The sequence below is a fragment of the Streptococcus sp. 5905 genome (assembly GCF_013276505.1).
Classification (GTDB): domain Bacteria; phylum Bacillota; class Bacilli; order Lactobacillales; family Streptococcaceae; genus Streptococcus.
On the sequence record NZ_VMLC01000003.1, the window covers coordinates 124,731 to 139,637 of the forward strand.

A 14,907-nucleotide genomic window follows, 5' to 3' on the forward strand; every position below is an offset into this window, starting at 1 on the left:
TCGAGTTCCTACTGACTTCTTTATTGAATTCGTTTGGATTAAGCAGCCAAAACTTTGCGTCCTTTACGACGACGAGCTGCCAATACGCGACGACCGTTTTTAGTTGACATACGGTTACGGAATCCGTGTTTGCGCGCACGACGAAGTTTACTTGGTTGATAAGTACGTTTCACGATGAATACCTCCTCATAGATTTTGTATTCGTTTAGCCGGCTATAAAGTGATCAGTTACTAAACATACTTTACTATTCTATCTGATTCTGCCAATTTTGTCAATAGCTCCAAGCAAATGTTTTAGAGCTTTTCCTATGAAAGCCCTTATCTACGATACTGTTTTAAGAAACGAGTCATCTTTTCTTGGATTTGTGCTAATTCATCTACACGAGGGAGGTAAACGATACGGAAATGGTCTGGTTCCTTCCAGTTAAAACCACGACCATGAACTAAGAGAACCTTTTCTTGTTTCAAGAAATCAAGAACAAACTGCTCATCATCATCGATGCGGTACATATTGCGATCGATTTTAGGAAAGATATAAAGACCTGCCTTTGGTTTGACTGCAGACAAACCTGGAATATCTTGAATGGCATTATAGATAAAGTTTCTTTGCTCATAGATGCGACCACCAGGAAGGAGTAATTCATCCACTGACTGGTGCCCACCTAGTGATGTTTGTACGACTTGCTGGGCCAAAACGTTAGAGCAAAGGCGCATATTGGACAGCATATTGAGACCTTCGATATAGCCTTTAACATGTGTCTTAGGACCAGACAAGACCATCCAACCCACACGGAAACCAGCGATACGATGCGATTTTGACAGACCGTTCATGCTGACACAGAAGACATCTGGTGCCAAGCTTGCCACAGGCGTGTGCACATGCCCATCCATCACCATACGGTCATAAATCTCATCCGCAAAGATAATCAAGTCATTTTGACGGGCAATCTCAATAATCTCCAACAAGAGTTCCTTAGGATAAAGGGCTCCAGTTGGGTTATTTGGGTTGATAAGGACGATTGCCTTGGTATTGGAAGTAATTTTTGACTTGATATCGTCAATATCAGGATACCATTCTGCAGCTTCATCACAGATATAGTGAACCGCATTTCCCCCAGCTAGGCTGACAGCAGCCGTCCAGAGAGGATAGTCTGGCATAGGCACCAAGACCTCATCGCCATTATCCAAAAGCCCCTGCATGGACATAACAATCAGCTCACTGACACCATTTCCAAGGTAGATATCATCAATGTCCATATTGGGAAATTTCTTCAGTTGGCAATACTGCATGATGGCCTTACGGGCTGAGAAAATCCCTTTGGAGTCAGAATATCCCTCACTATCACGCGCATTCATAATCAAATCATGAATGACCTCATCTGGCGCTGTAAAGCCAAATTCTGCTGGATTTCCTGTATTCAGGCGTAAAATCTTTTCTCCGTTTGCTCGCATCCGCATAGCTTCTTCCAAAACAGGGCCACGGATATCATAGGCAACATGCTCTAACTTACTAGACTTATTATATTCTTTCATCTTGTTTCCTCAATTCATCGAGATAGTAACATTATACCACTAGAAAGGGATTGCGACAAGTTTCCTGAAATGAGCAAACAAAGAAAAAACTCACAACGACTAGGTTCTCACCGTCTAAATAACTAGAAGGAAGAATCATTTTTCACATACCAAAAGACAAACCTAGGAAGACCAATGCTAAAAAGGAATCATACAAAAGATTAAACATGAGAAAGAGCCCCCACGGGACCAAATAGTCCAAACGACCACTTCTCTTTGCAATCACAAATAAAATGATGTGGTAGACTAAGTGAAAGAGAAGAAAACCAACAAAACCTGGATAGAGAACAGGCACGACTCTTTCCAGCTGCCAAAGCATCACTACTTCTCCTACAAGTGACGCAAGGATAATTCCATGATAAAGAAAACTTATTTTTTTAGAAGCTTGAACAGAGTCTTTCATACTTTCTCATCCCCTCACTATGTTTCCTAATATCCCGTTTTCTTTTATTTTAACATATCTCCACCAAATCGAATCTCCGATAATATTTATCTAAAATATGATTTTTACTTTACTTCTTTAGTGAAAAGGGTTACAATAAAAATAAGAAAATTTCAGGAGGTTTCATTATGGCACAACGTTACCAAAATGTTATGGTTGCAATTGATGGTTCTAAAGAGGCAGACTTGGCTTTTGTTAAAGGTGTTTACACTGCTCTACGCAATGATTCCAAGCTCACCATTGCCCATGTTATTGACACACGCGCTCTTCAAAGCGTGTCTACCTTTGATGCTGAAGTTTACGAAGAACTCCAAGTTGACGCTGAAAGTTTGATGAAAGAGTACGAAAAACGTGCAAGAGATGCTGGTGTGACCGATATTCATACCGTCATCGAAATGGGAAATCCAAAAACTCTCCTTGCTCGTACTATTCCAGACGCAGAAAATGTTGACCTGATTCTCGTCGGTGCAACAGGTCTTAATGCCTTTGAACGCCTCTTGGTTGGCTCTTCATCTGAATACATCCTCCGCCACGCAAAAGTTGATTTGCTCGTCGTGAGAGAACAAGAAAAAACATTATAGGAACACAAAAGGAGCCTGCTAGGCTCCCTTTTTTCTTACTTATTTCTCTCTTTATGTCGCTCATAAGCCTTGAGCTGACGCTGCAGTTCCTTTCTGATAGCAGGTTCTGGAGCATATTTTTCGTCCCAGTCATCCGGTTTTAAGATTTTATGTGTAACTGGATCAAAATGGGCTTTTCCATCAGGAAAAACCTTCCCCATGTTTGCCTCATGCACAATATCAAAGATGCGTTCTGGATCCACTCCCATCAAGGCAAAACTACCGTAAGTAAAATACAGTGTATCGATTAGGGCATCAACCTGCCCGATTAGATCTTTTTGGGCAGGCGTTTTTTGCCTCACCTTTTCGGCCGCCTTATCAAGTGCCGCATGCATGCTGTTAAGTGCCTGCTGGAATTCTTCCTCCGAAGAACTTGCCGCTCGAACAAACTCTACTAATTCTTCAATTTTAAAGTCTGCGCGGTGGGTTGCCCCTTCAACATCCCATGCCTGTGGCTCTTCCTGCGTCCGTTCATCCATCATGTGATGGAAGGTCTTGACCTTATTAAAATGGTAATCTCGACTGACAAAAACTTTTTCTGAAGCCAAAACACCAAAGTGCTCGAGCGCCTTATGGATGCCATCTTGTTGGTTACTTGCTGTAATGTGCTTGGCAACTTCTTTGACGCTGCTACTGCCATTTCCCATGGCTACAGACATACCAACACCCGCCAACATTTCTAGGTCATTGTCTGAATCACCAAAGGCCATGACTTGGTTGAGATCAAAACCATATTCTTTCCCGACTCGACGAATGCCTTCTAGTTTGGAATTTCCTTGGTTGATGACATCCGCAGCGAAGGGATTGCTTCGAGTTAATTTTAAATCTTCAAAATCACTTGCAGCTTTCTCAGATTCTTCAGGAGTCATCAGCATTAACACTTGATAGATTGGCTCATTTATCAAACGAAGCAGGTCATCTTCCTTTTGAGGGACTGCCTTGCTAACCATTCGATTAAAGGAACGGCTCACGGTTCTTGTCAGAACAGTCGGAATAAAACGACTAACCAGCTGTGAAAAGGATCCGAGACCAAATGACATAATTTTCGAACCAACAACAGCATGCTCGGTTCCAAGAGCGATTTCTTTTTGCTCTTTTTTAGCATAGGCAATCAATTGACGCAGGCTTGACTTAGCAATCGGGCTAGCAAATAAAACTTTTTCTTTATTAAAGATATATTGTCCGTTATAAGTTATTGCAAAATCCAGATCTAAATCTTCCATCAATTCCTTGACAAAGAAAGGCCCCCGTCCTGTCGCTACTCCAACAAGCACTCCTTGCTCTTTCACAATCCTAATCGCGTCCTTAGTGGATTTCAAAACACTCTTACGATCGTTGACTAGCGTTCCATCGATATCAAAAAAAACAGCTTTGACTTCCATCCTATCCCATTCTCCCCTTTTGTGTTACAATGATTATACCACATTTCAGAAAGAGTGAGTAATTCATGCCTAAGAAAATCCTTGTTTTACATACAGGTGGGACTATTTCCATGCAAGCAGACGCCTCTGGCGCAGTTGTGACCAGCCGGGACAATCCCATGAACCATGTTTCCAATCCACTTGGAGGGATTGAGGTTCATGCCCTAGACTTTTTTAATCTGCCAAGCCCCCATATCAAACCCAAGCATATGCTTGCACTCTATCATAAGATTAAAGAGGAAGCAGACCACTACGATGGAGTTGTCATCACACATGGTACAGATACCTTAGAAGAAACAGCTTACTTCCTTGATACCATGAAAATTCCGCCCATCCCCATCGTTCTAACAGGGGCCATGCGTAGTTCAAACGAACTTGGTAGCGACGGTGTATATAACTATCTGAGCGCTTTACGAGTCGCCAGCGATGACAAAGCAGCCGACAAGGGTGTGCTGGTCGTCATGAACGACGAGATCCACGCAGCCAAATATGTTACCAAAACTCATACGACCAACGTCAGCACCTTTCAAACCCCAACACATGGACCACTTGGCCTCATCATGAAGCAAGAAATCCTCTACTTCAAAACGGCTGAACCTCGTGTCCGGTTTGATCTCGAGCATATTCAAGGTCTAGTTCCCATCATCTCAGCCTATGCAGGTATGACAGATGAGCTGATTGACATGCTTGACCTAGATCACCTAGATGGATTAGTCGTTCAAGCTTTTGGAGCAGGTAATGTACCCAAAGAAACAGCTCAAAAATTAGAAAGTCTCCTCCAAAAAGGCATTCCAGTCGCCTTGGTTTCACGTTGTTTTAACGGAATTGCAGAACCCGTTTACGCCTATCCAGGCGGAGGAGTTCAATTACAAGAGTCTGGCGTTTTCTTTGTCAAAGAACTCAATGCTCAAAAAGCGCGCCTCAAATTATTGATTGCCATCAACGCGGGACTAAAAGGACAAGAACTTCGCAATTACATGGAAGGTTAAAATTGAAAATCAGGAAATCTTCTCGATTCCCTGATTTTTTCTATTTACGTTTTCGTGTCGAGCGACGTTCTGTCAAACCGTGAGGCAGGAGAACTTCACGTTCTTCCAACTCTTCCTTATGCATAATCTTGGTCAACATACGCATACTGATAGCACCAAGGTCGTATAGAGGTTGAGCAATTGTCGTTAAGTTTGGACGAGTGAATCGTGCAATTTGAGAATCATCTGTCGTAATGATTTCAAACTCTTCCGGTACAGAAATACCGTGATCTGCCAAGCCATTTAACACACCCGCAGCCAATTCATCACCTGTCACAACTGCAGCTGTAGCCTGTGAAGAAACCAAGCGCTCTGCCAAGGCATAGCCATCATTATAGCTGTATTTAGACTCAAATACCAAGCCCTCGCTATAAGGGATTCCTGCCTTTTTCAAAGCCTCCTTGTAACCAATCAATCGAATTTTACCGTTGATATCATCAACAAGTGGTCCACTGACAAAGGCAATCTTTTCATTTTCCTGAAGCAAATGGGTGACGGCATCAATCGTTGCTTGTTTGTAATCAATATTGACACTTGGAAGTTGGTGTTCTATATCCACAGTTCCTGCAAGGACAACTGGTGTCCGAGATCGAGAAAATTCTGAACGAATCTTTTCAGTCAAGTGATAACCCATAAAAATGATCCCGTCAACTTGTTTTGAAAAGAGAGTATTAACTACTGAAACTTCTTTTTCATCGTCTTCATCACTGTTGGCTAGGACGATATTGTACTTATACATCTCTGCAATATCATCAATTCCTTTGGCTAGGGTTGAAAAATAGCCATTGGTGATATTTGGAATCACAACACCAACTGTCGTGGTTTTCTTGCTGGCCAAGCCACGCGCTACCGCATTTGGACGGTAGTCAAGACGATCAATCACCTCTAGAACTTTTTTACGAGTATTCTCTTTGACGTTCTTATTGCCATTCACTACACGGCTAACAGTTGCCATTGAAACCCCAGCTTCACGGGCAACATCATAAATCGTTACTGTATCATCTGTGTTCATTCTGTTTCCTTTCTATATTGAAAATTTCGCTTTCATACATCTGCTTACTCCATTTTATCACTTATTGTAAACACTTTCAAGTATTTTTTAGAGAAACTTTGAAAAAATTTCACAACCTATTCCCATTTTGAAAAAGTGAGTACGATTTCTTGATTTTTGGGATGTTTTGCTGTATGATAAGGAAAAATAAATGGGGGAGGGAATGTTTATGGCTTTTACAAATACTCAGAGACGTTCGGCCAGTTTTGGCGTTGTGACCAGCTTGCCTGACGATGTTATCGACTCTTTATGGTTTATTATCGATCATTTTTTGAAAAACGTCTTTGAATTAGAAGAGGAACTTGAATTTCAACTACTAAACAACGAGGGGACCATTACCTTCCATTTCTCTAGTCAGCACCTGCCGACTAGTATCGACTTTGATTTTAATCATCCCTTTGACCCTCTTTACCCTCCTCGGGTCCTTGTTTTAGACATGGATGGGAAAGAAACCATCCTCCTTCCTGAAGAAAATGACCTATTTTAAAAACTCTAGCTTCTCGGCGCAAACTGCTGAGGAACTAGAGTTTTTTCTATTTGTTCAATTCTTGATACAAGTAGCGTATCGGCTGTTTGAGTACTGGATGAATAAAATGGGGAGCTATTTCTTGCAGAGACTCAAGGACAAAGAGGCGTTCTGCTATATAGGGATGTGGTAAGATGAGCTCGTCTGTATAGATGACCTGGTCTTCTACAAAGAGCAGATCCAAATCGATCAAACGAGGTCCCCAATGAACCTCTCGAACCCGCCCCATTTCTGACTCAATGGCTAATAATGTTTCTAACAAGACTGGTGCTGGAAGCCAGGTTTCTACTTCAATCACCTGATTGGCAAAACTAGCTTGTTCCACACCGCCCCAAGGCTCCGTCGTCAAGACACTGGACTCTTTTAGAATATGGATACCACGAGCTCGCAGTTTGTCAATAGCTTGTTCCAAGTTTGCTTGCTTATCCCCCATATTACTTCCTAGAGCGATAAAAGCTCGTTGCTTGCGACGGTGAATGGTCACTGAGCAGGTATCCAGTGGTAAATGCACTGGAGCCCAAGGTTTTTTGAGTTCCAACTCAATTTCTTGGACAAGAGGATAGGTCTCAAAGGTACGTTCAACTAGTTTGTAGGCTACTGTTTCAATCAAGTCCTCAGTGGTTTCCTGAAACCAAGTCGTCCACTGCTGACAAAGTTCGCCGTAATGGATAGAAGCCGCCAAATCCAAGTCTGTCGCTGCCTTGGTCATATCATAGGATAGGGTCGCCGAAATGACAAACTTTTGCCCTAGCTCTTTTTCACTAGGAAAAAGCCCGTGATAGGCAAAAATTTCCAAATCTTTAATCTTTAGCTGATCCATAACTAGTCCTTTCTAGAAAAATCCGCATGAAGCGGATTTTTTTATAGTCCCATTAGACGATAAGCCTGATCTCGGAGATCTTTATCGGTCTCAAATAGACCTCGAGCTACTGTCGTCAAGGTTGCAGTACCTGGTTTTCGAACACCACGCATGCTCATACACATATGCTCTGCCTCAATGACAACAAAGGCTCCCTTAGCCCCCAGATAGTCCATCAAGGCATCGGCCACTTCAATATTCAACCGTTCTTGAATCTGTGGTTTTTTAGAATAAACTTCAACCGTACGGGCCAGCTTAGACAGGCCTGCCACACGACCATCTGGAATGTAGGCAATGTGAGCTTTCCCATAAAAGGGCAGAAAGTGGTGTTCACACATGGTGTGGAAAAAAATATCCTTTTCTACCACCATGTTATCATCAATAATCTCAAAGGATTTTGACAAGTGTTCCTCAGCAGTTTGGCCAAGACCTGAAAAAATCTCTTGGTACATACGGGCTACACGAGCAGGTGTTTCCTGCAAGCCCTCGCGGTTAGCGTCCTCACCAACAGCCTCGATAATCATTTTTACAGCCGTTTCAATCTTTTGTGTATCCATTCTCGTTCTTCCTCTCCATCAGATAGGCTCTCACTTGGCTCAAGAAATACAAGGAACCTGTGACAATCCTAACTGTTTGTTTCTCTTCTTTTTTATCTGTCAATTTCTGCTCTAGAAAATCCTGCCAACTTTGGTAATTGAGATTTCTAGACTTGGCTGTCTCTTTCAGCACGCTTTCATCAGTCGCCCGACTATCGTCAAAACAAGTCAGAGTCAGTTGACTATCTGGCACCGACTCTAGCAAATCCAGCATATCCTCCAAGGCCTTGGTTTTGATACAAGTAAAGAGGATTTCCTTATGATAGCCAGCAAAGCGTTCTCGCAAGGTTACCAACAAGGCATTGATAGCATGGGGATTATGGGCCCCATCCAAAAGCAACAAGGGGTTACTAGATACGATCTCCAAACGTCCTGGCCATCTAGTTTCTTTCAAAGCTTGAGCAATCAAGTCATTACTTGCCAACTCCCGTCCAGTCTCCTGACAATAACTGTCTAGGAGAGCAAGCGCCATCCCCGCATTCTCTATCTGGTGCAAACCAAGCAGACCTGTTTGAAAGCGACCTTGTCTGACAGAACTGGTATAATCAAAGATTTCACCCGCTACCACGCTTTCTTGATGACGAACCTGATAATCCGCCCCGTAGGCAAGTCTCGGTGCATGTTTGCCTTCCGCAATACGATCGATAACAGCCAAGGCTTCTGGAACAATATGACCTGTCACCAAGGGAATACCTTGTTTGACAATACCAGCCTTCTGCTCTGCTATGGCCCCCAAGGTATCACCAAGTAGGGCTACATGGTCCAGTCCAATGGTCGTAATCCCTGTCAAAATTGGCTGACAGACATTAGTACTATCCAAGAGTCCACCCATGCCGACTTCCATGATGGCTACATCTACTTGTTCTGAGGCAAAGTAATCATAAGCTATGGCTGTGATAATCTCAAACTCAGTCGTTCCTTGTAATGCAACGCTCCTCTCCCCCTCAAGCAAAAACTCATAGTCCGCCATTAGAGCTTCTAGTCTAGCTTCTGGGATGGATTTCCCGTTGATGCTAATCTGGTCTGAGTAATGAATGAGATAGGGCGAGCTAAAAACTCCAACTTTCAACCCCATCTTTTCCAACATATTTTTCAAAAAAGCGATGGTCGAACCTTTACCATTTGTTCCGCCGATATGGATAACCTTGAGTTTGAGATGGGGATTGCCTCGCAAAGCTAATAGTTCCACCATTCGTTCCAAACCAAAATGCGGTTGGTCCGTCCGGTAGTGAGCAATCCACTGATTGTTTTGAATTTCGTTCATCTTATTTATATTGTTTTAAATCTAGATTTTCTGCATCATCTGCCAAACGAATGGCTGACGCAATTTCAACTGCCATCCTGTGACTGGCTACATCGTGCACGCGCACCACTTCGACACCCTGTCTCGCAGCGATACTGGTCACATGAGCCGAAGCGGTGTCACGATTGCGGAAACCAACTTCCGTCTCAGGATTAACTTCAAAACCATTTTCTTCTAGGATATTGATAACAAACCGCTTGCGCGAAACTCCAAGAAAGATTGGATAGCCTTTCTGATGCAGTTTATCCAGATCACGTAGAAGGAGCAGATTTTCCTTCTTAGTCAGACCAAAGCCAATCCCTGGATCTAGCAGGATATTTTCTTTTGCTATCCCAGCTTCTTCTGCTCTTGCTAGAGCGCGGTCAAAGAACGCGGTCATCAAATCTTCTACTGGTAGTTGTTCAAAGTACGCCAAGTCTTCATTTGTAAAAGGATCCCCAAATCCAAAACGAGGAAATATGAGCGAACTAGGGTGCTGAGGTCGAGTCATGACTGGATTAAACATGATGACTACTTGCGCACCAGCCTTAGCAACCACATCCGCCATTTTCTCATCTCCCATGAGACCAGTGATATCATTGACCAGATTGGCACCAGCAGCCAAAGCAGCTTCTGCCACCTGACTCTTCCAAGTATCGATGGAGATGAGGACATCACTTTCCTCACGGATAGCTTTAATCACTGGAACAACACGCTGGATTTCCTCTTCTATCTCTACATAGCTGCTGCCCGGACGAGTTGATTCTCCACCGATGTCTAGCATGCTTGCTCCTTCAGCTATCAATTTACGGGCTTGCTGAAGAGCCTGGTCAACAGCAAAAAACTGCCCACCATCCGAAAAGGAATCTGGGGTTACATTGATAATTCCGCAAATGGCTGTTTTTGCCTGACTAGCTTTATTGGACATAAGGTCACTCCTCAAGGTTTTTCACCACATTATTTCTCTATTTTACCATAAAAAGAAAAAGATGGATACGCTAGCATTTATCTTTTCCAAGTAAGGAAATGGTTTAGAAAGGCAAGCCTACATTTCGACTAATCAAAACCAGTAAAGCCAGCAAACAAAAGGCGATACCATTGACAATCATATGAAGCAAGATCGACATCTCTAAACGTTCTGTTCTGTAGGCTGTCCAAGTTAAAACTGTCGACATTCCTCCATAGATAAGGAGAGAAGGCAGATTGGTCGGTGTGTGGAGCAAGGCAAAGACGACTGCACCTACAAGATAACCCAACTTCTCCTTCCCGCGGAAGATCTTCTTAGGGATAATTCCACGACACAATATTTCCTCACAAATGGGAGCAATCAGAACCAGTAAGAAAAAACTGGAAATCAGCGAGCTATTCTGAACCAGATTATTAATAGTTGATTGGTTGCTGGTCGTAGATTCATTCATCAGACGAAGCAAGGCAGAGCCGAATAAGTTACTTGTGAAAATAACCAAATAACTCAAAACCAAGCGGGCCAGATCTTTTGCCTTGAAAAAAGAAAGATTGAAGCTCGCAATCTCTGTTTTTCGCGCACTAAAGATAAAAACAGTTAGAATAGCAACCGACAGCAAAGCCACCAAGAGTCCTGACTGGAGGAGTGGGAATTGTCTAGCGGATAAAAGGGCAGATAAAATTAAAGGAAGTTGGGATAACACCAATCCTATTAAAAAAATTAACACCCATATTCCTCTATCCAGAATTTCTTGCCAGATACTTTTTTTCTTCATGATATGCCTCCTTATAAGAAAAAGGGGAAGACCCCCTTTTTGTATTATACCATTTATAGCGCCATGCTGATATAGTTCAGGATGAACAAGGCATCCAAAATCCAAATCATCACGTGCACATCCTTGGCTTGACCTTTGACAACTTTTGTCAAGGTGTATGTCAAGAAACCAACAGCAATACCTTGTGTGATAGAGTAGCTGAATCCCATAAAGATAGATGTGAAGAAGGCAGGAACCGCTTCAGCCATATCATCCCAAGGAATGTTTTTCAAGTTAGAAAGCATCATGATTCCTACGATGATCAAAATTGGCGCTGTTGCAGCTGTCGGAACAATCGCTAGAAGTGGGCTAAAGAAGCTAGAGAGAGCAAAACAGATTGCAACAACTAGGGCTGTCAAACCAGTGCGTCCACCAGCACCGATACCCGCAGCAGACTCAACATAAGTCGTAACGTTTGAAGTACCTGCAATGGCACCTACTGAAGTCGCCACCAAGTCAGAGTAAAGAGCCTTGTCCAATTTAACTGACTCATGGTTTTCCCCACTTGTCGCAACGATACCAACTTTTTCACCAGTACCGATAAGAGTACCAATTGTATCAAAAATATCCGTTAGTGAGAAAGCAAGAATGGCCATCAAGGTTTCTGGTAAACGTGAAGTGTTTGAAATCAAAGATCCTAAACCTTCTGAACCCAGAGCAGCACCAAACAAGGTTCCTAGGTCATTAACTGCTGATGAAAGATTGTTGCTAGCGAAGTCAATCCCTGACAATTTCACAACACCAACGGCAATGGCAAGGACAGTCGTTGTTAAAATAGAAAGAATGATTCCACCTTTGATGCCTTTAACAACAAAGAAGATGGTAATAGCCAGACCAGCAAGAGCCACCAATACTGCTGGAGTATTGAAGTCTACCAATCCTGGAACGGCTGCTGAGTTTGCAGTAAGTGCAGCTTGAGCCTTGTCTGCTCCTTCACCTGCTACAGTATAAGTACCTGGATCGATTGAGAATTTCAAAAGGCCAGCATTCTTAATCCCAACATAGGCAAGGAAAACACCAATACCAGCCGAAATAGCTGAACGAAGTGTTGTTGGAATAGATTCGATGATCATTTTACGAACATTTGTCAAAGTAATAATCAGTGAAATAATTCCACAAATGAAGACCATACCAAGAGCTTCTTTCCAAGTATAGCCCATCCCAAACACAACTGTAAATGTGAAGAAGGCATTGAGTCCCATACCTGGTGCTTGTGCGTATGGCAAATTAGCATAGAAAGCCATCATCAAAGTACCAACTACAGAACCGATAATTGTTGCCAAGAACACACCTTGAACAGGCATCCCTGTTTGTGAAAGCATTTGAGGGTTTACAAAGAGAATATAACTCATTGCAAAGAATGTTGTTAAACCAGCAAGCACCTCTGTACGGACATCTGTCCCGTGCTCTTTTAGTTTAAATAGTTTGTCCATGTTTAATCTCCTTTTGTTTTTTACGAACAATGAGAGTATTATATCATTTATCATTCACCTTTTCAATATGTTTGTTTGATTTATTTAACAAAATGAAATTTCTATTTTTGTTTTGAGTCTGTTTTTCTTCTTTCTTTTTGATATAATAGTAGACATCTTATCTGGAGTGTACTAGGAAGGTTTATATGACTAAAAAAATTATCGCAGTCGATTTGGACGGAACCCTGCTCAACTCAGAGAGTAAGATTTCAGATTTTACTCGAAACACAATTAAACGAATTGCTGAAAAAGGCCACCATGTCATCATCACTACTGGGCGCCCTTACCGTATGGCAAAAGAATTTTATCAGGAACTAGAGTTGCACACACCTATGATCAACTTCAACGGTTCCCTTACCCATCTACCAGGACAGGCTTGGGAGCATGAAAAGTGCCTGACCTTGGACAAAAAATATCTCTTAGATATGGTTAAGCGTAAAGAGGATATCCAAGCCGACTTTATTGCAGGAGAATATCGTAAGAAATTTTATATCACGGCTCCTAATGAAGAAATTGCCAATCCCAAACTATTTGGCGTAGAGAATTTCCAGCCAGAAAATCAATTCAAATCCGAATTGGTGACCAAGAATCCCAACTGTATCCTCTTGCAAACAAGAGTCGACGATAAATACGCGCTAGCAGATGAGATGAATCGTTTTTACCAACACCAACTGGCAATTAATACATGGGGAGGGCCCCTCAACATTCTCGAATGTACACCAAAAGGGGTCAACAAAGCCTTTGCCTTAGAATACTTGCTCAATGTTATGAACCGTGACAAAAAAGACCTGATTGCCTTTGGAGATGAACACAATGACACCGAAATGCTGGCTTTTGCAGGCAAGGGATATGCCATGAAAAATGCCAATCCCGATTTACTACCATATGCAGATGAACAACTCTCTCTGACAAATGATGAAGATGGTGTTGCCCATACCCTACAAGATTTATTCCTATAACGGTCAAAAAGTTAGCTTGTGCTAGCTTTTTTGATTTTCACAATTTTTCAATTAATCGGCCTGTTTTCATTTTTTTATATTAAATTACTCCCTTATCTTTTTAAACATTTCTACAAAAAGTTTTATATATTAACATTTTGTAAGCGAGTTTTCATTGAAAACCAATACATATTTATAAGAAATGGTTGATTTTTGTTTGAAAACGGTTTATACTTAATTAGGCTTAAAGTTTTCTTAAACACACAGTCAAACATTTTATAAGGAGGAATGACAATAATGAGTATCGGAATCATTATTGCGAGCCACGGCGAATTTGCTGCGGGTATTCATCAATCAGGATCTATGATCTTTGGTGAACAAGAAAAGGTTCAAGTTGTAACCTTTATGCCAAATGAAGGTCCAGATGACCTTTACGCTAAATTCAACAACGCTGTGGCTGCATTTGACGCAGAAGATGAGGTTCTAGTATTGGCTGACCTTTGGAGTGGATCTCCATTCAACCAAGCTAGCCGCGTGATGGGAGAAAATCCAGAACGTAAGTTTGCCATCATCACAGGACTTAACTTGCCGATGTTGATCCAAGCCTACACAGAGCGCCTTATGGACGCGAATGCAGGTGTGGATAAAGTCGCTGCGAATATCATTAAAGAAGCCAAAAATGGCATCAAGGCTCTTCCAGAAGAGCTTAACCCAGTTGAGGAAGTTGCAACTGCTGCAGCTGCTCCAGTTGCCCAAGCTGCTATTCCAGAAGGAACAGTTATCGGTGACGGTAAACTGAAAATCAACCTTGCTCGTCTAGACACTCGTCTCCTTCACGGTCAGGTTGCCACTGCTTGGACTCCAGATTCAAAAGCAAACCGTATCATCGTTGCTTCAGACAACGTTGCAAACGACGAATTGCGTAAAGAATTGATCAAACAAGCAGCTCCAAACGGAGTAAAAGCTAACGTTGTCCCAATCCAGAAATTGATCGACGTTGCAAAAGACCCACGTTTTGGTGAAACTCATGCCCTTATCTTGTTTGAAACTCCACAAGATGCACTCCGTGCCATCGAAGGTGGCGTGCCAATCAAGACCCTTAACGTTGGTTCTATGGCTCACTCAACAGGTAAAACAATGATTAACAACGTTTTGTCTATGGACAAGGAAGACGTTGCAACATTTGAAAAAATGCGTGACCTTGGTGTTGAATTTGATGTACGTAAAGTACCAAACGACACGAAAAAAGATTTGTTTGACTTGATTAAGAAAGCAAACGTTCAATAATTTTAATCTGTTTTTATCATTTTTGAAAACAGGAT

At 42.1% G+C, this 14,907-nt stretch carries 16 protein-coding genes; 5 read left to right on the forward strand and 11 right to left on the reverse strand.

Features of this window, described 5'->3' with window-relative positions:
* Positions 1 to 38: 38 nt before the first annotated feature.
* From rpmH to HT680_RS06215, 3 genes are all read right to left on the reverse strand, one after another.
* Positions 39 to 173: a 50S ribosomal protein L34 gene (rpmH, locus tag HT680_RS06205; RefSeq protein ID WP_000831905.1), complete on the reverse strand. Its 135-nt coding sequence runs from the start codon at positions 171 to 173 to the stop codon at positions 39 to 41.
* 145 nt (positions 174 to 318) lie between these two features.
* The gene (locus tag HT680_RS06210) at positions 319 to 1,533 is read right to left on the reverse strand and encodes a pyridoxal phosphate-dependent aminotransferase (protein WP_173259057.1); all 1,215 of its coding nucleotides are present in this window, start codon (positions 1,531 to 1,533) and stop codon (positions 319 to 321) included.
* A 142-nt stretch (positions 1,534 to 1,675) separates the two neighbouring features.
* Positions 1,676 to 1,975: a hypothetical protein gene (locus HT680_RS06215; RefSeq protein ID WP_173259060.1), complete on the reverse strand. Its 300-nt coding sequence runs from the start codon at positions 1,973 to 1,975 to the stop codon at positions 1,676 to 1,678.
* Between the two features lie 167 nt (positions 1,976 to 2,142).
* Here HT680_RS06215 and HT680_RS06220 point away from each other — a divergent pair, with 167 nt between their 5' ends.
* Positions 2,143 to 2,595, forward strand: a complete 453-nt coding sequence (locus HT680_RS06220) for a universal stress protein (protein WP_084975993.1) — start codon at positions 2,143 to 2,145, stop codon at positions 2,593 to 2,595.
* A gap of 35 nt (positions 2,596 to 2,630) precedes the next feature.
* Here the strand turns inward: HT680_RS06220 and HT680_RS06225 are convergent, their stop codons facing one another.
* Positions 2,631 to 4,016: a Cof-type HAD-IIB family hydrolase gene (locus HT680_RS06225; protein ID WP_173259062.1), complete on the reverse strand. Its 1,386-nt coding sequence runs from the start codon at positions 4,014 to 4,016 to the stop codon at positions 2,631 to 2,633.
* Positions 4,017 to 4,081: 65 nt separating this feature from the next.
* On the opposite strand from HT680_RS06225, the gene HT680_RS06230 reads away from it, so the two are divergent.
* On the forward strand, positions 4,082 to 5,044 hold the full coding sequence (locus HT680_RS06230) for an asparaginase (protein WP_173259064.1): 963 nt from the start codon (positions 4,082 to 4,084) through the stop codon (positions 5,042 to 5,044).
* Positions 5,045 to 5,084: 40 nt separating this feature from the next.
* Here the strand turns inward: HT680_RS06230 and ccpA are convergent, their stop codons facing one another.
* On the reverse strand, positions 5,085 to 6,095 hold the full coding sequence (gene ccpA, locus HT680_RS06235; RefSeq protein WP_038804599.1) for a catabolite control protein A: 1,011 nt from the start codon (positions 6,093 to 6,095) through the stop codon (positions 5,085 to 5,087).
* A gap of 208 nt (positions 6,096 to 6,303) precedes the next feature.
* On the opposite strand from ccpA, the gene HT680_RS06240 reads away from it, so the two are divergent.
* A complete protein-coding gene (locus tag HT680_RS06240; RefSeq protein ID WP_000886039.1) occupies positions 6,304 to 6,621 on the forward strand; it encodes a DUF960 domain-containing protein in 318 nt (105 codons plus the stop codon).
* Between the two features lie 46 nt (positions 6,622 to 6,667).
* On the opposite strand, the gene folK is transcribed toward HT680_RS06240, so the two are convergent.
* The 6 genes from folK to HT680_RS06270 form a co-directional block, all read right to left on the reverse strand.
* Entirely contained in the window at positions 6,668 to 7,480 is an 813-nt protein-coding gene (gene folK / locus HT680_RS06245) for a 2-amino-4-hydroxy-6-hydroxymethyldihydropteridine diphosphokinase (RefSeq protein ID WP_173259065.1), read from the reverse strand.
* Between the two features lie 41 nt (positions 7,481 to 7,521).
* Positions 7,522 to 8,076, reverse strand: a complete 555-nt coding sequence (gene folE / locus HT680_RS06250; protein ID WP_000380929.1) for a GTP cyclohydrolase I FolE — start codon at positions 8,074 to 8,076, stop codon at positions 7,522 to 7,524.
* On the reverse strand, positions 8,057 to 9,379 hold the full coding sequence (locus tag HT680_RS06255; protein WP_173259066.1) for a folylpolyglutamate synthase/dihydrofolate synthase family protein: 1,323 nt from the start codon (positions 9,377 to 9,379) through the stop codon (positions 8,057 to 8,059). Before HT680_RS06255 ends, folE begins: the two co-directional genes overlap by 20 nt.
* Before the next feature lies 1 nt (position 9,380).
* On the reverse strand, positions 9,381 to 10,325 hold the full coding sequence (gene folP / locus HT680_RS06260) for a dihydropteroate synthase (protein WP_173259067.1): 945 nt from the start codon (positions 10,323 to 10,325) through the stop codon (positions 9,381 to 9,383).
* Positions 10,326 to 10,428: 103 nt separating this feature from the next.
* Complete coding sequence (locus HT680_RS06265) at positions 10,429 to 11,136, reverse strand: type II CAAX endopeptidase family protein (protein ID WP_173259068.1); 708 nt, start codon at positions 11,134 to 11,136, stop codon at positions 10,429 to 10,431.
* A gap of 53 nt (positions 11,137 to 11,189) precedes the next feature.
* Entirely contained in the window at positions 11,190 to 12,608 is a 1,419-nt protein-coding gene (locus HT680_RS06270) for an NCS2 family permease (protein WP_000359243.1), read from the reverse strand.
* 185 nt (positions 12,609 to 12,793) lie between these two features.
* Here HT680_RS06270 and HT680_RS06275 point away from each other — a divergent pair, with 185 nt between their 5' ends.
* The gene (locus HT680_RS06275; RefSeq protein WP_173259069.1) at positions 12,794 to 13,606 is read left to right on the forward strand and encodes a Cof-type HAD-IIB family hydrolase; all 813 of its coding nucleotides are present in this window, start codon (positions 12,794 to 12,796) and stop codon (positions 13,604 to 13,606) included.
* Between the two features lie 276 nt (positions 13,607 to 13,882).
* Positions 13,883 to 14,872 carry a PTS sugar transporter subunit IIB gene (locus HT680_RS06280; protein ID WP_173259070.1) on the forward strand — a complete coding sequence of 330 codons (990 nt, stop codon included), beginning with the start codon at positions 13,883 to 13,885 and terminating at the stop codon, positions 14,870 to 14,872.
* Positions 14,873 to 14,907: the final 35 nt, after the last annotated feature.

What these genes read in the sequence shown, in the direction of transcription:
- HT680_RS06210 (WP_173259057.1), bottom strand. Translation starts at nt 1,533, where the DNA reads ATGAAAGAATATAATAAGTCTAGTAAGTTAGAGCATGTTGCCTATGAT.
- HT680_RS06215 (WP_173259060.1), bottom strand. Translation starts at nt 1,975, where the DNA reads ATGAAAGACTCTGTTCAAGCTTCTAAAAAAATAAGTTTTCTTTATCAT.
- HT680_RS06220 (WP_084975993.1), top strand. Translation starts at nt 2,143, where the DNA reads ATGGCACAACGTTACCAAAATGTTATGGTTGCAATTGATGGTTCTAAA.
- HT680_RS06225 (WP_173259062.1), bottom strand. Translation starts at nt 4,016, where the DNA reads ATGGAAGTCAAAGCTGTTTTTTTTGATATCGATGGAACGCTAGTCAAC.
- HT680_RS06230 (WP_173259064.1), top strand. Translation starts at nt 4,082, where the DNA reads ATGCCTAAGAAAATCCTTGTTTTACATACAGGTGGGACTATTTCCATG.
- ccpA (WP_038804599.1), bottom strand. Translation starts at nt 6,095, where the DNA reads ATGAACACAGATGATACAGTAACGATTTATGATGTTGCCCGTGAAGCT.
- HT680_RS06240 (WP_000886039.1), top strand. Translation starts at nt 6,304, where the DNA reads ATGGCTTTTACAAATACTCAGAGACGTTCGGCCAGTTTTGGCGTTGTG.
- folK (WP_173259065.1), bottom strand. Translation starts at nt 7,480, where the DNA reads ATGGATCAGCTAAAGATTAAAGATTTGGAAATTTTTGCCTATCACGGG.
- folE (WP_000380929.1), bottom strand. Translation starts at nt 8,076, where the DNA reads ATGGATACACAAAAGATTGAAACGGCTGTAAAAATGATTATCGAGGCT.
- HT680_RS06255 (WP_173259066.1), bottom strand. Translation starts at nt 9,379, where the DNA reads ATGAACGAAATTCAAAACAATCAGTGGATTGCTCACTACCGGACGGAC.
- folP (WP_173259067.1), bottom strand. Translation starts at nt 10,325, where the DNA reads ATGTCCAATAAAGCTAGTCAGGCAAAAACAGCCATTTGCGGAATTATC.
- HT680_RS06265 (WP_173259068.1), bottom strand. Translation starts at nt 11,136, where the DNA reads ATGAAGAAAAAAAGTATCTGGCAAGAAATTCTGGATAGAGGAATATGG.
- HT680_RS06270 (WP_000359243.1), bottom strand. Translation starts at nt 12,608, where the DNA reads ATGGACAAACTATTTAAACTAAAAGAGCACGGGACAGATGTCCGTACA.
- HT680_RS06275 (WP_173259069.1), top strand. Translation starts at nt 12,794, where the DNA reads ATGACTAAAAAAATTATCGCAGTCGATTTGGACGGAACCCTGCTCAAC.
- HT680_RS06280 (WP_173259070.1), top strand. Translation starts at nt 13,883, where the DNA reads ATGAGTATCGGAATCATTATTGCGAGCCACGGCGAATTTGCTGCGGGT.